General features: G+C 37.3%; 15 protein-coding genes. 1 reads left to right on the top strand and 14 read right to left on the bottom strand.

The annotated features are described in order from the left end of the window. Nucleotides 1–237: 237 nt before the first annotated feature. The 14 genes from trxB to BLR62_RS11580 form a co-directional block, all read right to left on the bottom strand. Complete coding sequence (gene trxB, locus BLR62_RS11645; protein ID WP_090797151.1) at nt 238–1,191, bottom strand: thioredoxin-disulfide reductase; 954 nt, start codon at nt 1,189–1,191, stop codon at nt 238–240. Between the two features lie 118 nt (nt 1,192–1,309). Then, entirely contained in the window at nt 1,310–2,311 is a 1,002-nt protein-coding gene (locus BLR62_RS11640; RefSeq protein WP_176759292.1) for a tetratricopeptide repeat protein, read from the bottom strand. A gap of 31 nt (nt 2,312–2,342) precedes the next feature. Then, entirely contained in the window at nt 2,343–3,962 is a 1,620-nt protein-coding gene (locus BLR62_RS11635; RefSeq protein ID WP_090797143.1) for an FAD-dependent oxidoreductase, read from the bottom strand. A 157-nt stretch (nt 3,963–4,119) separates the two neighbouring features. After that, nucleotides 4,120–4,608, bottom strand: coding sequence for an acyltransferase (locus tag BLR62_RS11630; protein ID WP_090797141.1), 489 nt, complete (start codon nt 4,606–4,608; stop codon nt 4,120–4,122). Between the two features lie 4 nt (nt 4,609–4,612). Further along, on the bottom strand, nt 4,613–5,251 hold the full coding sequence (gene ppaX, locus BLR62_RS11625) for a pyrophosphatase PpaX (protein ID WP_090797140.1): 639 nt from the start codon (nt 5,249–5,251) through the stop codon (nt 4,613–4,615). Beyond that, on the bottom strand, nt 5,241–6,188 hold the full coding sequence (locus BLR62_RS11620; RefSeq protein ID WP_090797138.1) for a nucleoside recognition domain-containing protein: 948 nt from the start codon (nt 6,186–6,188) through the stop codon (nt 5,241–5,243). The genes ppaX and BLR62_RS11620 overlap by 11 nt, the downstream gene beginning before the upstream one ends. A 24-nt stretch (nt 6,189–6,212) precedes the next feature. After that, nucleotides 6,213–7,022, bottom strand: a complete 810-nt coding sequence (gene lgt / locus BLR62_RS11615) for a prolipoprotein diacylglyceryl transferase (RefSeq protein WP_218119776.1) — start codon at nt 7,020–7,022, stop codon at nt 6,213–6,215. 103 nt (nt 7,023–7,125) lie between these two features. Continuing rightward, nucleotides 7,126–8,079: an HPr(Ser) kinase/phosphatase gene (gene hprK, locus BLR62_RS11610; RefSeq protein ID WP_090797134.1), complete on the bottom strand. Its 954-nt coding sequence runs from the start codon at nt 8,077–8,079 to the stop codon at nt 7,126–7,128. Between the two features lie 101 nt (nt 8,080–8,180). Then, nucleotides 8,181–9,914 carry an aminodeoxychorismate synthase component I gene (gene pabB / locus BLR62_RS11605; RefSeq protein ID WP_090797132.1) on the bottom strand — a complete coding sequence of 578 codons (1,734 nt, stop codon included), beginning with the start codon at nt 9,912–9,914 and terminating at the stop codon, nt 8,181–8,183. A 96-nt stretch (nt 9,915–10,010) separates the two neighbouring features. Next, nucleotides 10,011–10,373 carry a phage holin family protein gene (locus tag BLR62_RS11600; RefSeq protein WP_090797129.1) on the bottom strand — a complete coding sequence of 121 codons (363 nt, stop codon included), beginning with the start codon at nt 10,371–10,373 and terminating at the stop codon, nt 10,011–10,013. Continuing rightward, entirely contained in the window at nt 10,370–10,573 is a 204-nt protein-coding gene (locus tag BLR62_RS11595; protein WP_090797127.1) for a PspC domain-containing protein, read from the bottom strand. The genes BLR62_RS11600 and BLR62_RS11595 overlap by 4 nt, the downstream gene beginning before the upstream one ends. A 66-nt stretch (nt 10,574–10,639) precedes the next feature. Then, complete coding sequence (gene uvrA, locus BLR62_RS11590; RefSeq protein WP_090797124.1) at nt 10,640–13,501, bottom strand: excinuclease ABC subunit UvrA; 2,862 nt, start codon at nt 13,499–13,501, stop codon at nt 10,640–10,642. 6 nt (nt 13,502–13,507) lie between these two features. Then, on the bottom strand, nt 13,508–15,484 hold the full coding sequence (gene uvrB, locus BLR62_RS11585) for an excinuclease ABC subunit UvrB (protein ID WP_425438881.1): 1,977 nt from the start codon (nt 15,482–15,484) through the stop codon (nt 13,508–13,510). 139 nt (nt 15,485–15,623) lie between these two features. Next, nucleotides 15,624–17,213: a peptide chain release factor 3 gene (locus BLR62_RS11580; protein WP_090797120.1), complete on the bottom strand. Its 1,590-nt coding sequence runs from the start codon at nt 17,211–17,213 to the stop codon at nt 15,624–15,626. Nucleotides 17,214–17,351: 138 nt separating this feature from the next. Here BLR62_RS11580 and BLR62_RS11575 point away from each other — a divergent pair, with 138 nt between their 5' ends. After that, on the top strand, nt 17,352–20,537 hold the full coding sequence (locus tag BLR62_RS11575; protein WP_090797119.1) for a DEAD/DEAH box helicase: 3,186 nt from the start codon (nt 17,352–17,354) through the stop codon (nt 20,535–20,537). The last annotated feature ends 25 nt before the right edge of the window (nt 20,538–20,562 follow it).

Raw genomic sequence — 20,562 nt, 5'->3', positions numbered from 1 at the left:
GTGCCCGCGGCAAGCGAGTAGTCGATCACACATCACTTTATTATAAAAGCAACATGTTGAATTGTATCTTTACCCCAACATATATTTTAGAGCCACAAAAAAAGACGCAGACAAAACTGTCTGCGCAAAAACGTATATAATAAAAAAGGGGGTTATCACTCACTAATAGTATACCCCCTAGTTATTTCATAGGTGTTACAGTCAGGTTAAGATCGAGTGAAGATTTTAAAAAATAGATTATTGTTCAATTGCTTCTAATTTCTCTTCTAGTTCTTCAATATAACTCTGTGCATTTTGTGCAGCAATACTACCATCACCCGTAGCCGTTACGATTTGTCTCAATGTTTTATCACGAATATCTCCAGCCGCAAAAATTCCAGGTATCTCTGTTTCCATTTGTTCATTTGTTGGAATATAGCCTTCTTCATTTGTAATACCTAATGATTTAAATGGTTCACTTAATGGTTCTAATCCAATATAGATAAATGTACCATCTGCTTTTTTCTCAAACGTTTCATTTGTTTTAACATTTTCTAATGTTACAGAGCCCACTTTGCCGTTCTCTTCGTTAATTGATTTAAGGACTGTATCCCAAATAAAATCAACTTTTTCATTTTTAAATGCACGATCTTGTAAAATCTTTTGTGCACGTAATTCATCACGACGGTGAACAATTGTTACTTTACTTGCATAACGCGTTAAGTAGGCACCTTCTTCAACAGCAGAGTCACCACCACCTACAACAATTAATTCTTTGTCTTTAAAGAATGCACCGTCACATACAGCACAATACGATACACCTCTTCCTGATAATTCTTCTTCACCAGGAACGCCCAATTTTTTATATTTTGCACCTGTACCAATAATAATAGCCTTCGCTTTATACGTTTTATTAGAAGCGACAACTGTTTTGTACTCTGTACCATCAATGACTTCTGTTATGTCACCATAAGCGTATTCAGCACCAAATTTCTTAGAGTGATCAAACATTTTATTCGATAGATCCGGTCCTAATATACTATCGTAACCTGGATAGTTCTCAACATCCTCCGTATTAGCCATTTGACCACCTGGTACGCCTCTTTCGATCATTAGTGTGTCTAAATTGGCACGTGACGTGTAAACCGCCGCTGTCATACCGGCTGGCCCTGCTCCGATAATAATAACATCATAAATACGTTCTTCAGTCATGTTCATTCATCCCTTCTTTAAGTGTTAGTTAAATAATTAATTAAGATCTAAATCGTAATGATTACTATACCCATTATCGTATTTTTAACTTCTTTCGTCCAGTATTATGCTTATATTATTAAAAAGACTGCCATGGCGGTCTTTCTTCTTTTAAGTCAGGATGCTTCAAGCATGCTTTTTCCCAAATTTTTTGCGCCTTTTCTGTATACCCCATATCGTAAGACGTTCGAGCAAATTCCCTGTAGTATGTTAAAAAGTGTTGCACTTTTTGTGATGGCAATGCATCAAAGCGTTCATATGCCTTCTCGAGATAAACAATTTCAGAAAAAACTAAGGCGATTCTTAAGCGCTTTTCTACTTGTATTGGCATTAAGTTCATTAATTGATTCGATAATAGATACGCTTTTTCTTTTTGACCTAAATGATAATAAAAGGTAATGAGATTAAATAATGAATAAACCGTGTCTGTACGTTCTTTTAGCGCATATTCTAAGGCTTTTTCCTTTTCACCAGAAAAAAACAATGCGAACTGATAATCATACTTAGCAACTATATGTTCGGGAAAGTGTTCTAGTAACTCATTTAAAACAGCTAATGCTTCCTTATAATGTTGTCTTTGCATATAATAAAAGGCCGTTTCTTGCAATTTTAACAGTTCGTCTTCTCTTTCTAATACCCAATCGTCTGTTTCCTCTTCTAAACTCATATCAAGTAGGGTTAAAAGTTGTTCTGTCTCTGAAGCAAATTCGCCTGTTGGATCTTTTTCTAAATAGGCTTCAGCATATCGCTCTGCTTCTTTTAATAAACCTAAATGCGCAAAATTATTGGCTAATAGGTAGTAACAATCAAAATAAGTATCACCATGTTGATCTAAAACATCTAATAGGACTTGATTGGCTTTATGATAAGCACCTGTTTCAGTGTAAAGTACAGATAATTGGGATGGATAAACAGCTTCATTTGGATTTAATTCCATCGCTTTTAAAATCCATTTTTCAGCTCGTTCAAATTTATGTTTATAAAAAGCATCGATTCCTTTTTGGAAATAAAACTCACTATTTAGTGTAAGTGGAATGATCTTTTGTTTATTTTGTATGTTTAAATCTGTTGTTAAAACCATCGCAATCTCCTTTATCAAAACACTTTTCACCCTATGCGTCAGTGACTTGATGGGCATCCATCCATAAGCGACACTCACGATTATAATAAGAACATTCTTCTTTTGTCCATGCAAGCTTATCTCTCATCACAGCCAAAATTTGATCAAGATCATTTTCAATCGACCGGTGCGCATAAAGAGGGTAGCGTTTCCTCCGCGCTAAGAAATCAAGCGGCTTATAGACCGCCTCACGTTCAATTGCATACAATACTTCTGCAGCCAACCATTGATCCTCCATTGGATACTTCTCCATATATAAAGCAGCTTTCTTATAGTAACTAATTAATTTAAATAATTGATCACCATAACGTTTCGACAAATCTTGAAACATAAATTCAGTCAACTCATCATCTGCCATCAACAATGACTGAATATCGTTTAGGTGAAGCTTAGTTTGTTCCATGATCGTTAACGTGCGGTAATCAGAAGTTGAATACAATATACCTTTTTCCTTTTTATAGCGTTTCGTTAACATATCAACAACTTCACCAGCATGTAGGCGGTAAAATGGCAGAGGAACACCAAAAGTCGAAATCAATCCACTATTTGACTGATACCATTGATCGGTTTGGTTCTCAATTAAATTATAATCAATAATATTTGCTGTATGAATATCAATAAAATTTTCTTTCTCTAATGTATGTTTGACAAATGCTCGCGCTAAAACATGTGCTAACCGGTAAAACTCTTCATCTGATAATTCATTTTCTAACGGATGACTTTGATACGTGCGCTCTGATGTTTTAATCCAAACATATTGACCATAGGGTATTAGCGTCACACGCTGTTGGGTTAAAGGATAGTGAATCGTGATCGGTTGGTTGATTGGAATAGACTCTTTTCTCACAACTAATTGAATCATTTTACGCATCGGTAAAGGTCGCACCGGCTCTTGATCATAACGATCGAGCTTTCTAACACTCTCACTTGATGAACCTGTCGCGTTAATAACGTAATGTGCCTTGATGTGAAATAGCTCTCCAGTAATTTGATCTTCCACTTCAACACCGATTACCTTTTTATCATGATAAATAAATTGGACTGCTTTTAAGTAATTCATGACATCTGCGTTAAATTGACCTGCCTTTTTTAGGGTGTTTAATGTCATTAAAGATTGATCAATCCAACTATCTTGATGCAGAGATAGATGTTTAACACGATTTAAACTCAAAAAGGGTTCGCGTTTATGAGAAGATTTTTTCGTCAATGGTTTCTCATGTTTTTCATAACGGGACGACTTAAGGGGGTCAATCATTTGCTCTTTTATCTTTACCATTTTGTTCGGTTCAATATCACGATCGTACTCAACATTAACCATATCAACCGTTTGAGTTAATGGACTATATTGTCTTTTGATAATCGATTGCTCTTTATACGCCTGTTTCCAAAACTTCGATTTTGAATACGATTGGTTAAGTAACAATGTATTAAACTGACCAGAGGCTTCTATAGCAAAATCATGTTGTTCGATGAGTGCGACATTCATACCTCTAGTGCTTGCATCTAGACAGATACTTGCGCCTGTTAAACCTCCGCCTATCACTAACACATCAAACGTTTGATTCATAAGTTGAAAACATGCTTCTTGACGATTTTGATTTGATAAAGCCATCGCTTCATCCCCCCTATGTAGAAAACAAATTATAACATATAACGTATGGTTGTTGATAATATTATGAATAGTGCCAAAATACGAATGATGAGTTTTTTCTATAACAAAACCGACTTCCTTAAAAGTCGGTTTCTATTCTAATGAGTAAAGTGAACAGCTACTCTTCCATTTTGTTGATTACTCGCATTGGGTTACCTGCAACAAATGTTTTCGGTTCTACGTCTTTATGTACAACCGTCCCTGCTGCTATAATCGCGCGGTCTCCGATTGAAACGCCTGGTAATACAGTACTATTAGCCCCAATCATGACATCATCACCAATTGTCACTTCTCCTAATCGGTACTCATCAATGAGGTATTCATGTGTCAAGATCGTCGTATTATAACCAATTACTGTATTATTTCCTACCGTAATTTTTTCTGGGTATAATAAATCAACCATGACCTTTAAAGCAAATGCCGTTGTTGATCCCACTTTCATTTTCAAAAATGTTCGATACAGCCAATTTTTAACAGATAAAAAAGGCATAAACCGAGCTATTTCAATAAAGATGAAGTTTTTCACGACTTTAATAAATGGAACAGTCGAGTACATTTGCCAAAGTGAATTGGGACCATTTACGGTGTAACGTTTCGTTCGACGCATCGGCTCACCCTCGTACAATCGCTAGCAAATCTGACATCTCTTTAAGCATATAATCTGGTTTTAAATTCGCTAACGTTTCTTCACCTTTGATCGACCATGCAACACCTGCTGTTTTTGTTCCTGCATTCTGACCCGCTTCGATATCATGATAGTTATCTCCAACCATTATTGTACTCACAGGTGTTTGATTAAGCCCATCCAACGCCTTATTGATTGGTTCTGGGTGAGGCTTAGCATGTTCAACCTCATCTAAACCGACGACCACATCAAAATAAGGTAAAAGGCCTGTTAATTCTAACCCGCGTTTCGCTGTTTCAGTAATTTTTGTTGTGACAATCCCTAAATGATAACCTTCATCAGATAATGTCTTAATCGTCTCAACAACTGTAGGATATGGTTTCACATAAGCGTCGTGATTTGATAGGTTATGTTCACGATAAGTCGCCATCATCTCATTCGCTTGTGTTGGGTCTACCTTTGTTAATGTTTCAATTAAAGGGGGACCAATAAAAGGTAAAATGTCTTCTTCTTTATATAAAACACCTGTGTGCTTTTCTAACGTATGTGTGAACGATGCGATAATTAATGCATTCGTATCAATCAACGTACCGTCTAAATCGAATAAAATTGTATTAATGTCCATAATTAAATGCTTCCTCTCTTTGTTTCCTTTCTGCTCTGTTCCATAAAAAGGCGATGAAACTTGTTAATAAAATAGCTGTTGTCACTCGAATAATTAATAGTGGCCAAACAGGAATACCTAGTGGAATAAAGATCAAAGTGTCTTCAATGACAGCATGACATGCAACTAAAAATATAAACGATAAATACATATCTTTCTTCTCGACACCGTCTTCTTTAATCGCTTGTACCATTACACCTGCACCAAAGGCTAAGCCAATCGTTAAGCCCGCAACAAGTGTCATCGAGGCATTGGGTTTTATGCCAATAAGTTTAGTGAACGGTGCTAAGTATTCCGAAAGCATATCTAGCCATCCCCACTCTCTAAATAATTGCATGATAATCATGAGTGGGATGACAATCAATGCAAGTTGTCCTATGCTACTAAGGGCACGTATCAATGATTCAACCAATACTTCAAACACACCACTTACTTCCTGTGTGTCCGTTTGAAAAGAACCGAACTGAGCTAATTCCTCTCCACCTGGATAAAGCAAATGAATTAACCAGGCAGATAAAAAAGCAAGCGCCAAGCGAATACCAATAACAACCGAAAAGCGGACACCTACTCTTGTTGCAACGGTTGATTCAACAAATAGGTTGTGTGAAAAAGAAAGCATAACAGCTAAAGCGAATACTTCCTTCACAGTAAATTCAAAAGATACAATCGCACCAATTCCTGCATATAGGTTTAATGAATTACCGACAACAAGCGGAACTGCCGCTTCACCTGGTAAACCAAACCATTCCATGAAGGGGGCGATCAAAGTTACAATCCAATCTAAAAATGGTGTGAACTGCAAAACAGACACAATAACGGTTACTGGAAATATCACCTTTGCTAAAGAAAACGTGACACCGAATCCGTTTGTCACACCACGTTTTAACGTAGCAATCAAACAAACATCCCCTAATTCATCTATCTATTTTTTGACTTGAGTTATTTTTTTACCATTATAATGAACATCAACTTGCTTTGATTTTCTCCTATAGATCAGAAGCAAAATACCGCCGATGATAAGAAGAATCGAAATCACTTGTGCTGTTCGTAATATGCCGAATATATAGAGACTATCGGTTCTTAAGCCTTCGATAAAGAAGCGACCGACTGAGTACCAAATAACATAGTGAATAAATACTTCCCCACGTAATGGGTTGTATCTTCTTAAAATCAGTAAACCAGCAAGTACAGCAATGTTCCAAAGAGACTCATACAAGAAGGTAGGATGGTATAAGACACCATCAATGACCATTTGATTTTCGATAAATGCTGGTAAGTATTGAATGAAATTTTCATAGGCAGCATCCGATACGGGGCCTCCGTGTGCTTCTTGATTCATAAAGTTTCCCCAACGACCGATCGCTTGTCCTATAATAATACCAGGAGCTGCGATATCAGCAATTTTAAAGAAAGGTATATTTCTTTTCTGTGCAAATATATATGCCGTAATAACGGAACCAATTAATGCACCGTGTATGGCAATGCCACCCTCCCATACAGCAAAGATACTCCACCATTCTCTTCCGACAAAAGCTCGCCATTCAAATAACACGTAATAAAGACGAGCAGAAATAATCGCAATAGGCAACGCCCACATGAGTAAATCTGAAAATAATTCATTTGATAATCCTAAACGTACCGATTCTTTAGTCGCTAACCATAAACCTGCCACAACACCTGCAACAATAATGACAGCATACCAATAAACTGTAATCGGTCCTACATCAATCATAATAGGATCAAGATATGCATTTAATAATGACACGTAAAACTTCCCCCTTTTATCTTAAGAAAAACACGAAAAAGACACACATATCTATGCAATATCTTTCGCGTTAATCATAGTCAACCCCTTTGTCGACACTTGTTTTTTCTTGATCAATCATCTTAGTCAATCTAGATGAGAATTCTTCAGCCGCATTCACACCTAAACGTTTTAAACGGAAATTCATTGCTGCTACCTCAATAATAACTGCTAAATTACGACCTGGACGAACAGGTACAATGGCTTTTGGAATATCGACATCGATAATCTTAATCGTTTCCTCATCCATTCCGATACGATCATATTGTTTCTTCTCATCCCAGCTCTCTAAATTAATAACATAATCAATCTTTTTAAGCGAGCGAACTGCACTCGCACCGAAAAGTGTCATAACATTAATAATACCGAGCCCTCGGATCTCGAGTAAGTGTTCAATTAAATCAGGTGATGATCCGATTAAACGATCATAATCTTCCTGTCTAATCTCAACACTATCATCAGCCACTAGCCTGTGACCACGTTTAACGAGTTCAAGAGCTGTTTCACTTTTACCTACGCCACTTTGACCTGTAATCAATACACCTACACCATGAATATCGACAAGCACACCGTGCATGGTCGTAAATGGTGCAAATTTAGCCTCTAGGAAGTTTGTTAAACGACTGACAACACGCGTTGTTTTATAAGGTGATCTAAGTAATGGAACATCTGATTCATCACATGCATTGATCAGCTCTACTGGAATATCCATTCCACGCGAAATAACAATACACGGTGTAATATCTGTACACAAACGATTAGAACGCTCAATTCGTTCTTCAGATGATAGTTCATTAAAATATGAAAGTTCTGTTTTTCCTAACACCTGAAGCCTTGCCTTAGGGTAATATCTAAAATAACCTGTTAATTCAACACCAGGTCTTGAAATGTCACTCATTATAAATTCTCTTTCAAGTCCACCTTCACCAGCTACGAGTTCCAGTTTGAATTGTTCTAGTAAATCTTTCGTTTGCACTTTAGCCATACGGGATCCCTCCATCTAGTCACTTCACGCAATAGTCATACTGTGTGAATCCATTGTAGCATTTTTTTATAGAACTTACACGGTTAGCATCTAACTGTTGATCAGTTTTTTACTTCCTTTAATTTCACCCAACCTCGTACACCATTAATGAACCAAATAGACGCAGCTTTATTTAAATCATTAAGTGTCAAAACGTGTTCTTTGATAACACCTTGATAGATTAACTTTTCCCGGTATACACCCGCAAGTAAGCCAGAAGTAGTTGGCGGGGTGTAGTAAACTCCGTCTATTTCTAACACGACGTTTCCAATGGTAAACTCTGTTAACTCTTCCCGTTCATTGTAGAGTAACGTTGAGAAATTATCTGATTTCCGGACCATAACATCCCAATATACTTGACGATGTGTCGTTTTATGATATAGGAACGGATCGTTTGAATCAATCGGTCTTTTTGCTAAATAACTAACAGGCGATTCTTTTATAGAGTCAGCTTTTTCTAAATTCACTGTGATTTGTCCGTCTTTATTTGATTGAACTCGAACCTTAAATCGTCCTACTGGATACGTTCGACTTAAAATCGTTAACACATGTTCGATACTCTTTTGCGGGGCTTTATATTGAAAGTATTCAGCTGATATTTTTAATCGATTTAAATGCTGATGATAAAATGGAAAGTCACCGTTTTCGAGTAGCATCGATTCTAACAAAGAAAATCGAGGATTTCGTTCTGTTAAAAGACGTGCTTTTACTTTTGTCTCTTCATACTCATTTTCAGATTGTGAATCCCATGTAATACCACCACCTACACCATAAGTTGCTCGATTCGATTGATCATCAATCACAACTGTTCGAATCGGTACATTAAAAATGGCATCCTCATCAGGTGTTATATAACCGATAGCACCACAATAGACATCGCGTGGTGTTGTTTCAAGACTTTTTATGTAGTCCATCGTTTTTATTTTGGGAGCACCCGTAATCGAACCACACGGAAACAAAGCACGGAACCAGTCGATCACGTTCGTGTCACGTTTTAAACTCGCTCGAACAGTCGACGTCATTTGATGAACCGTTGGATATGTTTCAACGGTTAGCATCTCAGGTACATGGACTGAGTTAACTTCAGCAATTTTTCCAATATCATTACGTAAAAGATCCACGATCATTAAATTCTCTGCTCGTTCTTTTGCTGATTGTGTTAAGAAATGTTTAAATCGTTGATCTTCTTCTAACGTCCGCCCTCTTTTATGTGTCCCTTTCATCGGTTTCGTTTCAATCTTTCCTTTATTAACTTTAAAAAATAATTCTGGAGAAGCAGATAAAATCTGATAATCACCTATGTTTAAATACGCACTATAGTTTGCTTGTTGATGATCGGTCAAGTCATGATAAAAACTTTCCTTTGACCCTTTAAACAGACTCAAAAGTCGGGTCGTATAATTCACTTGATATGTATCACCGATTCGAATCGCTTGCTTTATACTTTGAATCGCGGATTCGTAATCTTCGTAGGAGGTTGTTTCCTGCCAATCAGTCAATTTATAGGGTTTATTTGAAATCGTCTGTACAGGTTGTTTCTCACTAAAACAGGCAAACCAAGCGATCGGCATATTAGGTGAGACATGAGTTTTCAAATCTTTATTGAAAGCAGGGGCTGCTTCATATGATAGATAGCCTGCAACATAATCACCAGAACGAACAGCTTTTTGGACTTTCTCCATCAATGGGATTACTTCGTCTATTTGATTCGCAACATACACTTCTTTTGGATTCGTAAACTGTATGGGATTAAATCCCTCATCATTAAAATCAAAACGCAGCTTTATATCCTTCACTTTACCCCTCCATTTTAAAACCTTTCATTATGTGATCATGATGCTTTAACCCTAAACAAATATAGTGAGCATGGAGATAAACTCCATGCTCAACATTTACTTACTTAATAATATCGTATCTTTAACGAGTTTGTTAAGAATTAAGTTGATAATTGAAATAACAATTGATGCAACGATAGCCAGCCCAAACCCTTCAATCACAAATTCAGATCCGATAATCGATTGCGTAATCATTAATGTGATCGCATTAATGATGAAAAGAAACAGACCTAACGATAAGATTGTGATTGGTAACGTTAATATGACTAATATCGGTTTAACAATAACATTTAGAATAGATAAAATTAAACTAGCTAATAACGCAATTCCAAAGGTTTCAAGTTGAAAGCCTTCAAATAGTTGGGCGACTACAACCAGTGCAGCCGCATCTAATATAAGCGATAAAATCCATCTTGTCATGGTCGATACACATCACTCTTCGGTATAATAATTGCTGCTGCAATATATAAGAATAGAAGTGGAAAGAAGGCTGTGAATATCATAGCAATCACATATAAGATTCTAACAATCGTTGGATCCACATTGATATATTCACTAAACCCTCCTAATACACCGGCTAACATGACATTTTCATTTGAACGATACAATTTTTTTGTCATTAGACTCACTCCTTCACTTTGATATTCCTTCAAAGAAGATATAGTAAACGTATAAAACGACATTCATTACTTCGACTTTTGCATCCGCTCCTCTGTACGTGTTCGATCACGCTCTAGTACAGGAGCCAAATACTGACCAGTATGAGATTCTTTTACCTCACAAATCTCTTCAGGCGTACCTGTTGCGACGACTTGGCCACCCTTATCACCGCCTTCTGGTCCTAAATCAATGATATAATCAGCTGCCTTTATAACATCCAAATTGTGTTCAATCACGATGACTGTATCGCCATTTTCGACTAAACGATCTAATACTTTCAAAAGACGTCCTATATCATCGATATGAAGACCTGTTGTTGGCTCATCTAAAATGTAAAGTGATTTCCCATTTGAACGTCGGTGCAATTCACTCGCTAACTTAACACGTTGCGCCTCACCACCTGAAAGTGTAGTCGCTGGTTGTCCTAACCTGACATAACCAAGGCCGACATCGTAGACCGTTTGTAATTTCCGCTTGATTTTAGGAATGTTTTTGAAAAAGTCTAACGCTTCTTCAATTGTCATATTTAAAACGTCAGCAATATTCTTTCCCTTATAGGCTACTTCTAACGTTTCGCGATTATACCTTTTTCCATCACAAACTTCACACGGAACATAAACATCCGGAAGAAAATGCATTTCTATTTTAATGATGCCATCACCTTTACAAGCCTCACAACGCCCACCTTTCACGTTAAAGCTGAATCTTCCTTTTTTGTAACCTCTTATTTTCGCTTCATTCGTTTGAGCAAACACATCTCTTATGTCATCAAACACACCTGTGTAAGTAGCTGGATTTGAACGTGGGGTTCTTCCGATCGGGGACTGATCAATATCTATCACCTTTTCTAAATGATCCATCCCCTCAACTGCATCGTGTTCCCCAGGCTTTTGTTTGGCGCGAGAAAGTGTCATCGCTAGTTTTTTAAGCAATATTTCATTAATTAAGGTACTTTTACCAGATCCTGATACACCTGTCACAGTTGTGGAAACACCAATCGGTATCGAAACATCAATCGATTTTAAGTTATTTTCTTTAGCTCCTTTAACGGTCAACCAACGATCAGAGGGTTGACGTCTGGATGCTGGAAGAGGGATAAACTCTTTGCCAGATAAATAACGACCTGTTAATGACTTGGATTGGCGCATGACTTGTTTCGGTGTCCCGCTAGCAACGACATTACCGCCATGTTCGCCTGCACCAGGACCGACATCAATCAAATAATCAGCTGAGAGCATCGTATCCTCATCATGCTCAACAACGATCAGTGTGTTTCCTAAGTCTCGCATTTGTTGTAAGGTTTCAATTAAGCGATTATTGTCACGTTGATGAAGACCGATCGACGGTTCATCGAGTACATATAAAACACCCGTTAAAGCACTACCGATCTGTGTTGCTAATCGAATGCGTTGCGCCTCACCACCCGATAAAGTACCGGCTGTACGAGATAACGTTAAGTAGTCTAAGCCAACATTGGTTAAAAAAGTTAACCGATTGTTCAGTTCTTTTAAAATCATTTTGGCGATTTTATTCTCTTTTTCTGACAAGGTTAAGTTTGATAAAAATTCATTGGCCTCCACAACAGAAAAGCGTGTCACCTGACCAATGTTCGTATCATTAACACGGACTGAAAGGGCTTCTTTGTTCAAACGATCGCCGTTACATGTCGGACAAGAATGCTCGGCCATGTATTTTTCCATTTGTTCACGTATATATTCAGAACTTGTCTCTCTGAAACGACGTGCAATATTATTTAAGACACCCTCAAAAGCAATATCAGTATCGCGCTTCATCCCATAATCATTTTCATAACTAAAATGAATTTTCTCTCCATTACTTCCATTTAAAATGATATCAAGCTCTTTTTTAGGTAAATCTTTAACAGGCGTATCCATACTAATTTGATAGTGATGGCAAACACTTTTTAGCAGTTGCGGGTAGTATTGTGAGCTTGTCGGTTGCCAAGCAACAATGGCTCCCTCATTTAATGTTAAGGTCTTATCAGGCATGACAAGATCAAGGTCTACTTCCCGCTTATGGCCCAATCCGTCACATGTTGGACATGCTCCGTATGGGGCGTTAAATGAAAACAGACGCGGCTCTAATTCACTAATTGAAAAACCACAATATGGACAGGCATGGTTTTCACTGAAAAGTAGTTCTTCCTCACCCATCACATCCACTTTCACTTGACCATCACTTAATCGTAAAGCCGTTTGAAGTGAATCGCTAAGACGTGTTTCAACTTTTTCTTTCACAACAATACGATCGACAACTACCTCAATTGTATGTTTTTTATTTTTATCAAGTTGGATATCATCATCGATTTCAACCATATTGCCATCCACTCTTAAGCGAATGTACCCTTGCTGTTTTAAATCTTCTAGCACTTTGACATGCTCACCCTTACGCCCTGAAATAACAGGAGCTAAAATCTGCAACTTTGTTCGTTCAGGATAAGTCAAAATACGATCAACCATTTGCTGAATTGTTTGTGAAGAAATCTCTACTTCATGTATTGGACAAACCGGACGTCCTACCCGGGCGTAAAGCAAACGTAAATAATCATAGATCTCTGTTACCGTTGCAACAGTTGAACGCGGGTTATTACTTGTTGTTTTTTGGTCAATTGAAATAGCAGGTGATAACCCTTCGATCACATCAACATCTGGTTTATCCATTTGACCTAAAAATTGTCTAGCGTATGCAGATAATGATTCAACATAACGACGTTGCCCTTCTGCATAAATAGTATCAAAGGCAAGTGATGATTTTCCTGAACCCGATAAACCTGTTAAAACAACTAATTGATCTTTAGGAATATCAACATCCATATTTTTTAAGTTATGCGTTCTTGCCCCTCTTATTGATATTTTCTTTTTAGCCATTAACGCTCATCCTTCCGCTTTCAATTCAAGCACAAGATCGCGAAGTTCTGCTGCTTTTTCGAAGTTTAAATCGCGTGCTGCTTGTTTCATCTCTTGTTCCATCGATTCAATTAACTTGTCTTTTTCTTTCTTCGATAATTCACTTAAGTTTGGTTGTTCTTTTGTACTTTCATCACTAACTTCTGCTACCATCGTTGCACGAATCACGTCTCGAACACCTTTATCAATCGTTTTAGGTGTTATACCGTGTTCTTCGTTATAGGCTTCTTGCTTTTCACGACGTCTATTCGTCTCCTCAATCGCTCGCTGCATCGAATCCGTTATTCGATCCGCATACATGACAACTTGACCAGACTCATTTCTTGCCGCACGTCCCATCGTTTGAATAAGTGCACGATCAGAACGTAAAAACCCTTCTTTATCAGCATCGAGTATCGCAACAAGTGATACTTCTGGAATATCCAGTCCTTCACGTAATAAATTAATCCCGACAAGCACATCGTATTTTCCTACCCGAAGATCGCGAATGATCTCGATTCTCTCAAGGGTTTTGATCTCGGAGTGTAAATAAGCGACTTTGATTCCAACTTCTTTCAAGTAATCGGTTAAATCTTCTGACATTTTCTTTGTTAAGGTTGTAATCAAGACACGCTCATCACGATCAACACGCTGATTGATTTCTCCAATCAAATCATCAATTTGTCCATCGATTGGACGCACATCGATACGTGGGTCTAATAAACCGGTTGGACGAATGATTTGTTCAACCATTTCTGGTGTGTGCTCAAGTTCGTAAGGGCCAGGCGTAGCCGAAACAAATAGAAGTTGGTGCGCCTTATCTTCAAACTCACTGAACGTAAGGGGTCTGTTATCTAGTGCTGAAGGAAGACGAAACCCATGATCGACAAGGACTTGTTTTCGTGCCTTATCCCCGTTAAACATCCCTCTAATTTGAGGAAGGGTAACGTGGGATTCATCTACAACAATCATAAAATCATCTGGGAAGTAATCAATTAACGTATACGGCGTTGAGCCTGATTCTCTTAACGTTAAATGGCGTGAATAATTCTCAATCCCAGAACAAAAACCCATTTCTTCCATCATTTCTAAATCATATCGAGTCCGTTGTTCTAAACGTTGTGCTTCTAGTAATTTGTTGTGTTCTTTAAAATAAGTAAGTTGTTCATTTAATTCAGCTTCAATATTCTTCATCGCTACCTTTAACTTATCTTCTCCCGTTACGAAGTGGGAAGCCGGGAAAATCGCAACATGCTCACGATCACCTAATACTTCCCCCGTTAGGGCATCGACTTCTCGGATTCGATCAATTTCATCACCGAAAAATTCAATGCGAATACAATGCTCTTCTCTAGATGCTGGAATAATTTCGACCGAGTCTCCTCTAACACGAAATGTACCACGTTGGAAATCAATATCATTTCGGGCATATTGGATATCCACTAAATCCCTAAGTAGAAGATCACGTCCTTTCTCCATCCCTAAACGCAATGAAAGAACTTGCTTTTTATATTCTTCTGGTGAACCTAAACCATATATACAAGACACACTCGCCACGATTAACACATCTTCACGTTCAAATAAAGATGTCGTTGCTGAGTGTCTTAATTTATCAATTTCATCATTAATGCTGGCATCTTTTTCAATAAAGGTATCCGTAGAAGGCACGTAAGCTTCTGGTTGATAGTAATCATAATAACTGACAAAGTATTCAACCGCATTATTCGGAAAAAATTCTTTAAACTCACTATACAATTGACCTGCCAAAGTTTTATTATGAGCAATCACAAGCGTTGGCTTTTTTACTTCTTTAACGACATTTGAAACGGTAAATGTCTTCCCTGTTCCTGTAGCCCCAAGTAGTGTTTGAGCTCGTTTACCTTCTCGAACACCCTCGACTAATTGCTTGATGGCTCTCGGTTGATCGCCTTCGGGTTTATATGCTGAAACCAATTCAAAATCCATTGCCAAACTAAGCCCTCCATTCTCTTCTTTACATTTAGCCTATCGAATAGATGATTAAACCTATTATACACCATTTCAACACTTTTATCGAACGTACATTCGTTTTACAAAAAAACTTGAGGTGAATCACCTCAAGTTTTTACGTCTCTGATTGATCATATTGATTCACTTCAAACAAATCAATCAATGTTATATTTGGATGTTTGTCTTCAAACCACTTTAAGGCAAAATCATTTTTAAATAAGACGAGAAATGCGCCTTCACGATCTTTAACCAACATGTTTCGTTCATCAAATAAGCTCGTATCAACTTTTTCTTCATCTAGCCAGCGTGGAATTCTCTCGCCAATCGATTCGAGTGTTACTTCTACATTATATTCATTTCGCATGCGATGTTCAAATACTTGGTATTGAAGATCACCGACAGCACCAATAATATAACTTTCCATTGGATGCTGAGTGAAGAGTTGAATCGCACCTTCTTGCACAAGTTGTTCTAATCCTTTTTTAAATTGTTTTGCCTTCATTACATTTTTAGCTGTCACACGTTTAAATAATTCTGGTGGGAATTGAGGTAGTTCATCATACTCAAATGCACCCTTACCTTCTAATAACGTGTCACCGATTCGATAAACTCCTGGATCATATATACCAATAATATCACCAGGATACGCTTCTTCTACAGTATCTCTTGATGAGGCAACAAATTGTTGTGTTTGATTCAGTTTAATCGTTTTATTCGTACGGGGTAACTTCACCGTCATCCCTCGTTCAAACTTTCCAGAACACACACGTAAAAAAGCAACACGATCACGATGTTGTGGATTCATATTCGCTTGAATTTTAAAGATAAACCCTGAGAAATCAGTGTTTTCCGGTCTTTTCAATCCTTCAGTGGTTCGTCGTGGCTTTGGACTTGGAGCCATTTCAACAAATGTATCAAAAAATGATTCTACACCAAAAGGCGCTAAAGCACTTCCGAAAAAGACAGGTGTCTGCTCACCCTTTAAGACACGATCAAGTGTAAAAGGGTCCCCTGCTTCATCTAAGAGTGCGAGTTCATCTTTCGTTTCTTGATATGTTACATCTTCTGTTATCGACGGCACCTCTCCGTTTTCCAATGATTCATAGTCATAAAACGACTCTTTCTCATTTCCATTATAAGCGACAAACTGTTCATGATAACGATCAAAAATACCTAAAAATCGTTTCCCCATACCGACTGGCCAGTTCATAGGATAGGTTTCAATATCTAAAACCTCTTCAATTTGTTCGAGAAGTTCGAGTGGTTCACGCCCTTCTCGATCCAATTTATTAATAAACGTAAAAATTGGAATCCCTCGCATTTTACAAACTTTAAACAATTTAATCGTTTGGGCTTCAATTCCTTTTGTTGCATCAATAATCATAACAACACTGTCAACAGCAGTTAACGTCCGATACGTATCTTCACTGAAATCTTCGTGGCCTGGTGTATCTAAAATCGTCACTTTATGGGATTTATAAGGAAAGTTCATGACACTCGATGTCACTGAAATACCACGTTGTTTTTCGATTTCCATCCAATCTGACGTCGCATACTTACCTGTCTTTTTACCTTTTACTGTTCCTGTTGTTCGAATTAAATCACCTAATTGTAACAATTTTTCTGTCATCGTTGTTTTCCCTGCGTCAGGGTGTGAAATAATAGCAAATGTCTTTCTTGCGTTCACTTCTTCTATTAATGTCATCTTTTAACCTTCTCACTACCGAAATTAACATCTGCTTAGATGTTTCCTATTGAAAAGTAGCACAAATATAAGTGCTAAGTCAACAAAATTTGTTATAATGATATGATAAGCTTTTATTGTTTTAAAAAGGAGTTCATTATGTCTTACATCTATTTAGAATCACAAGATATTATTAAAATGACGGGTACCCGTTTTTATAAAAGAGGCCTCGATTATTACAACAAGGGGCGCGTCAATCAATTAAGTTACAATTCAAGCATTCAATCATGGAGTGCGACCGTAAAGGGAGCCGAAAACTATCAAGTCCGCATATTCGTTTTTGAGGACGATGACCTAGAGGCAACCTGCCATTGTCCAGCATATGAAACCCATTATACGTGTAAGCATATTGCTGCTGTATTACTAGCTATTAGCCAACCCAACACACAAAAGCAAGATCCTGTTGAGAAGCGAACAGATACCGACCCGTTTCCATTACGTATGATCGAAGCGTTTAGTCCACATAATGCGAAAAAAACAAAAGCAGATACACCTCTTTTAATTCATTACCATATAAAAGAGACAAAACAACCTGTAGGGCAAGATCTCTTGTATAACGTATCGTTAAAAGCAGGTGAATCGAACGTCTATATAATAAAAGATATTAAACAGTTTATTGAATCTGTTATCGATCAAAACGACTATTCAATTACTCAAAACCTTCATTACCATCCCAGCCAACACGTTATTAATAATGTTGACTTACAGTTAATCCGTTTATTACAAGAAGCGATTGTACATGCCCATTTATATGGCGGGGAGTACACAACGTATTCAAAACGAGACATTTTAATTCCGCCTTTTTTAATCGATTCATTCTTAGATTCTGTTCAATATCAATCATTCGATTTAACAAAAGAAGACGGGACAGTATGGTCTTCGATTACATTACAATCTGAGTCACCTCAGATTCCAATTCGAATTAATGAATCAGACAATAGGGATTTTGAAATTGATTTTAGTGACTTGTTTGACTACCAATTTTTAACCCATTATCACTATTTAGTTGATCAAAATCACTTTTATAAATTATCAAATGAACAAAGTCAGAGTTTAAAACAAATCCGTGATATTTTACCTTATCGCCAAAAGAAATCATATCAGATTGGGCGCCATAATATGACGCAATTTTTAAGCTTCGTTACGCCTAAATTGGAGACACTTGGTGAATTAACCTATAGTGACGCTGCTAGTCGAGCGATCTTATCAGATGAATTACAAGTTGAACTCTACATTGAAGAAAATAAACAAGCTCTCACGGCATCAGTAGACTTTGTATATGGCGATAAACGATTTGGCCCTAATCAAACGCGATCAGGTTCAGATGCTGTTGTTAAAAGAGACATAAGTACTGAAAACGCATTAATAGACCGACTAAAGTCTGCCGGATTTAAATGGATCCACGGACGGTTTCACCTCTTTCAAGTGGAAGCCATCTATACATTTGTTCATGACGTACTCCCCGGTTTAATGAATGATTGTACGGTCTACCTTTCTGAGAGTGTTGAAAATTTACAATTAGATCAAGAACCGACACTGAAATCATCGGTATCGGTCAATAACGAAACAGGCATGCTTTCGATTGATTTTGATATCGACGGTATATCTCACGATGAAGTAGACGAACTACTAAAAGCATTAATTGAAAAACAGCAGTTTTATCGTACGAAGAAGGGCCCTTTAATAAAGTTAGACGATGATTCCTTTGAACAATTTAAAGAACTAGCGGATCGTGTAAAACTTAAAAAACAAGATATTGAGCGAAACCAGCTAACACTTCACGGCGCTAGAAGTCTTGAAGTTAACCAAGTCCTAACAGATCAAACGGAATATACAGAAGCTTTCTCACAACTGGTTGAAGATATACAACAACCTGAACACGTAAACTATGCACTTCCTAAATCATTGAATGCCGAGTTAAGAGATTATCAAATGACAGGCTATCAATGGTTCAATGTTTTGGCTAAATATAACCTGGGCGGTATTTTGGCAGATGAAATGGGATTAGGAAAGACGGTTCAAGCGATAAGCTTTATTTTAAGCGAAAAACAAAAAGAGAATCACCTTCCAGCACTTATTGTTGCACCAGCATCTCTTACTTTCAATTGGAAGAAAGAGTTTGAAAAGTTTGCGCCAACATTATCAACAGATGTCATCTCAGGATCCAAAAATGAAAGACGAAAGAAACTCAGTCAAGACCCTTTACCCGATGTATGGATTACATCATATCCATCACTGAGACAGGATATTGAACTTTATCAAAATCAATTGTTTGACCAGTTTATTTTAGATGAAGCACAAGTGATTAAAAATCATTTAACACAAACAGCCAAAGCTACCCGAAAGATTACTGCCAAACAGCGATTTGCTTTGAGTGGAACACCGATTGAAAATCGATTAGATGAACTTTGGTCTATTTTTGAAACGATATCGCCTGGGTTTCTTGGACCAAAACAAGCCTTCATCAAAGAAGACATTAATGACGTTAAACTCAGAACACGCCCTTTCATTCTAAGACGATTAAAAACAGACGTATTACCAGACTTACCAGAAAGGATTGAATTTGAACAATACGCCGAACTGACAAAAGAGCAAAAACAGCTCTATATTGGTTATTTAAATCGAATTGAACAACAAATAAATGAAGTGATCGAATCGGATCAATTTGAAAAAGGAAAGCTAGAAATTCTTGCCGGCTTAACGCGTTTACGACAAATTTGTTGTCACCCTAGCTTGTTTGTAGAAAATTATGAAGGTGAATCCGGAAAATTAAATTTACTGATGACAATGATTGACCAACTAAGAGAACAAAACAGACGTGTGCTCATCTTCTCTCAATTTTCTAGTATGCTTCAGATTATTGATCAACAATTAAAAGACGATCACATCTCTTCATTCTATCTCGATGGACAAACCCCCTCTGAAAAACGGGTTCAAATGGCCGAAGCTTTTAATAGTGGTGAGAAAGAAATCTTCTTAATCTCATTAAAAGCTGGTGGCACAGGCCTGAATTTAACTGGCGCTGATACTGTTATTTTATTTGATTTATGGTGGAACCCTGCTGTAGAAGCTCAAGCAGCCGGCCGTGCCCATCGAATCGGTCAACAAAACAAAGTCGAAGTGATTCGATTAATTACAGAAGGAACGATCGAGGAGAAAATTTTTAATTTACAGCAAAAAAAACGAGAGCTCGTTGATGAAATATTAGAGCCTGGAGAAACACTACTCTCCTCTCTTTCAAAAGATGAATTAAAAGAATTAATTCAATTAAACATTGATGAATAAAAAAGGTGCGATTATTTCCTAGGAA

Source organism: Pelagirhabdus alkalitolerans (assembly GCF_900096905.1).
Classification (GTDB): domain Bacteria; phylum Bacillota; class Bacilli; order Bacillales; family Amphibacillaceae; genus Pelagirhabdus; species Pelagirhabdus alkalitolerans.
The sequence above is the reverse complement of the archived record's forward strand: the minus strand, read 5'-3'. Positions and strand labels throughout refer to the sequence as shown.

Coding starts and splice junctions, on each gene's coding strand:
- hprK (WP_090797134.1), bottom strand. CDS start 8,079: ATGGCTAAAGTGCAAACGAAAGATTTACTAGAACAATTCAAACTGGAA.
- uvrA (WP_090797124.1), bottom strand. CDS start 13,501: ATGGCTAAAAAGAAAATATCAATAAGAGGGGCAAGAACGCATAACTTA.
- BLR62_RS11630 (WP_090797141.1), bottom strand. CDS start 4,608: ATGCGTCGAACGAAACGTTACACCGTAAATGGTCCCAATTCACTTTGG.
- uvrB (WP_425438881.1), bottom strand. CDS start 15,484: ATGGATTTTGAATTGGTTTCAGCATATAAACCCGAAGGCGATCAACCG.
- BLR62_RS11595 (WP_090797127.1), bottom strand. CDS start 10,573: ATGACAAAAAAATTGTATCGTTCAAATGAAAATGTCATGTTAGCCGGT.
- BLR62_RS11575 (WP_090797119.1), top strand. CDS start 17,352: ATGTCTTACATCTATTTAGAATCACAAGATATTATTAAAATGACGGGT.
- BLR62_RS11600 (WP_090797129.1), bottom strand. CDS start 10,373: ATGACAAGATGGATTTTATCGCTTATATTAGATGCGGCTGCACTGGTT.
- ppaX (WP_090797140.1), bottom strand. CDS start 5,251: ATGGACATTAATACAATTTTATTCGATTTAGACGGTACGTTGATTGAT.
- lgt (WP_218119776.1), bottom strand. CDS start 7,022: ATGATTGATGTAGGACCGATTACAGTTTATTGGTATGCTGTCATTATT.
- BLR62_RS11635 (WP_090797143.1), bottom strand. CDS start 3,962: ATGGCTTTATCAAATCAAAATCGTCAAGAAGCATGTTTTCAACTTATG.
- trxB (WP_090797151.1), bottom strand. CDS start 1,191: ATGACTGAAGAACGTATTTATGATGTTATTATTATCGGAGCAGGGCCA.
- BLR62_RS11640 (WP_176759292.1), bottom strand. CDS start 2,311: ATGGTTTTAACAACAGATTTAAACATACAAAATAAACAAAAGATCATT.
- BLR62_RS11580 (WP_090797120.1), bottom strand. CDS start 17,213: ATGACATTAATAGAAGAAGTGAACGCAAGAAAGACATTTGCTATTATT.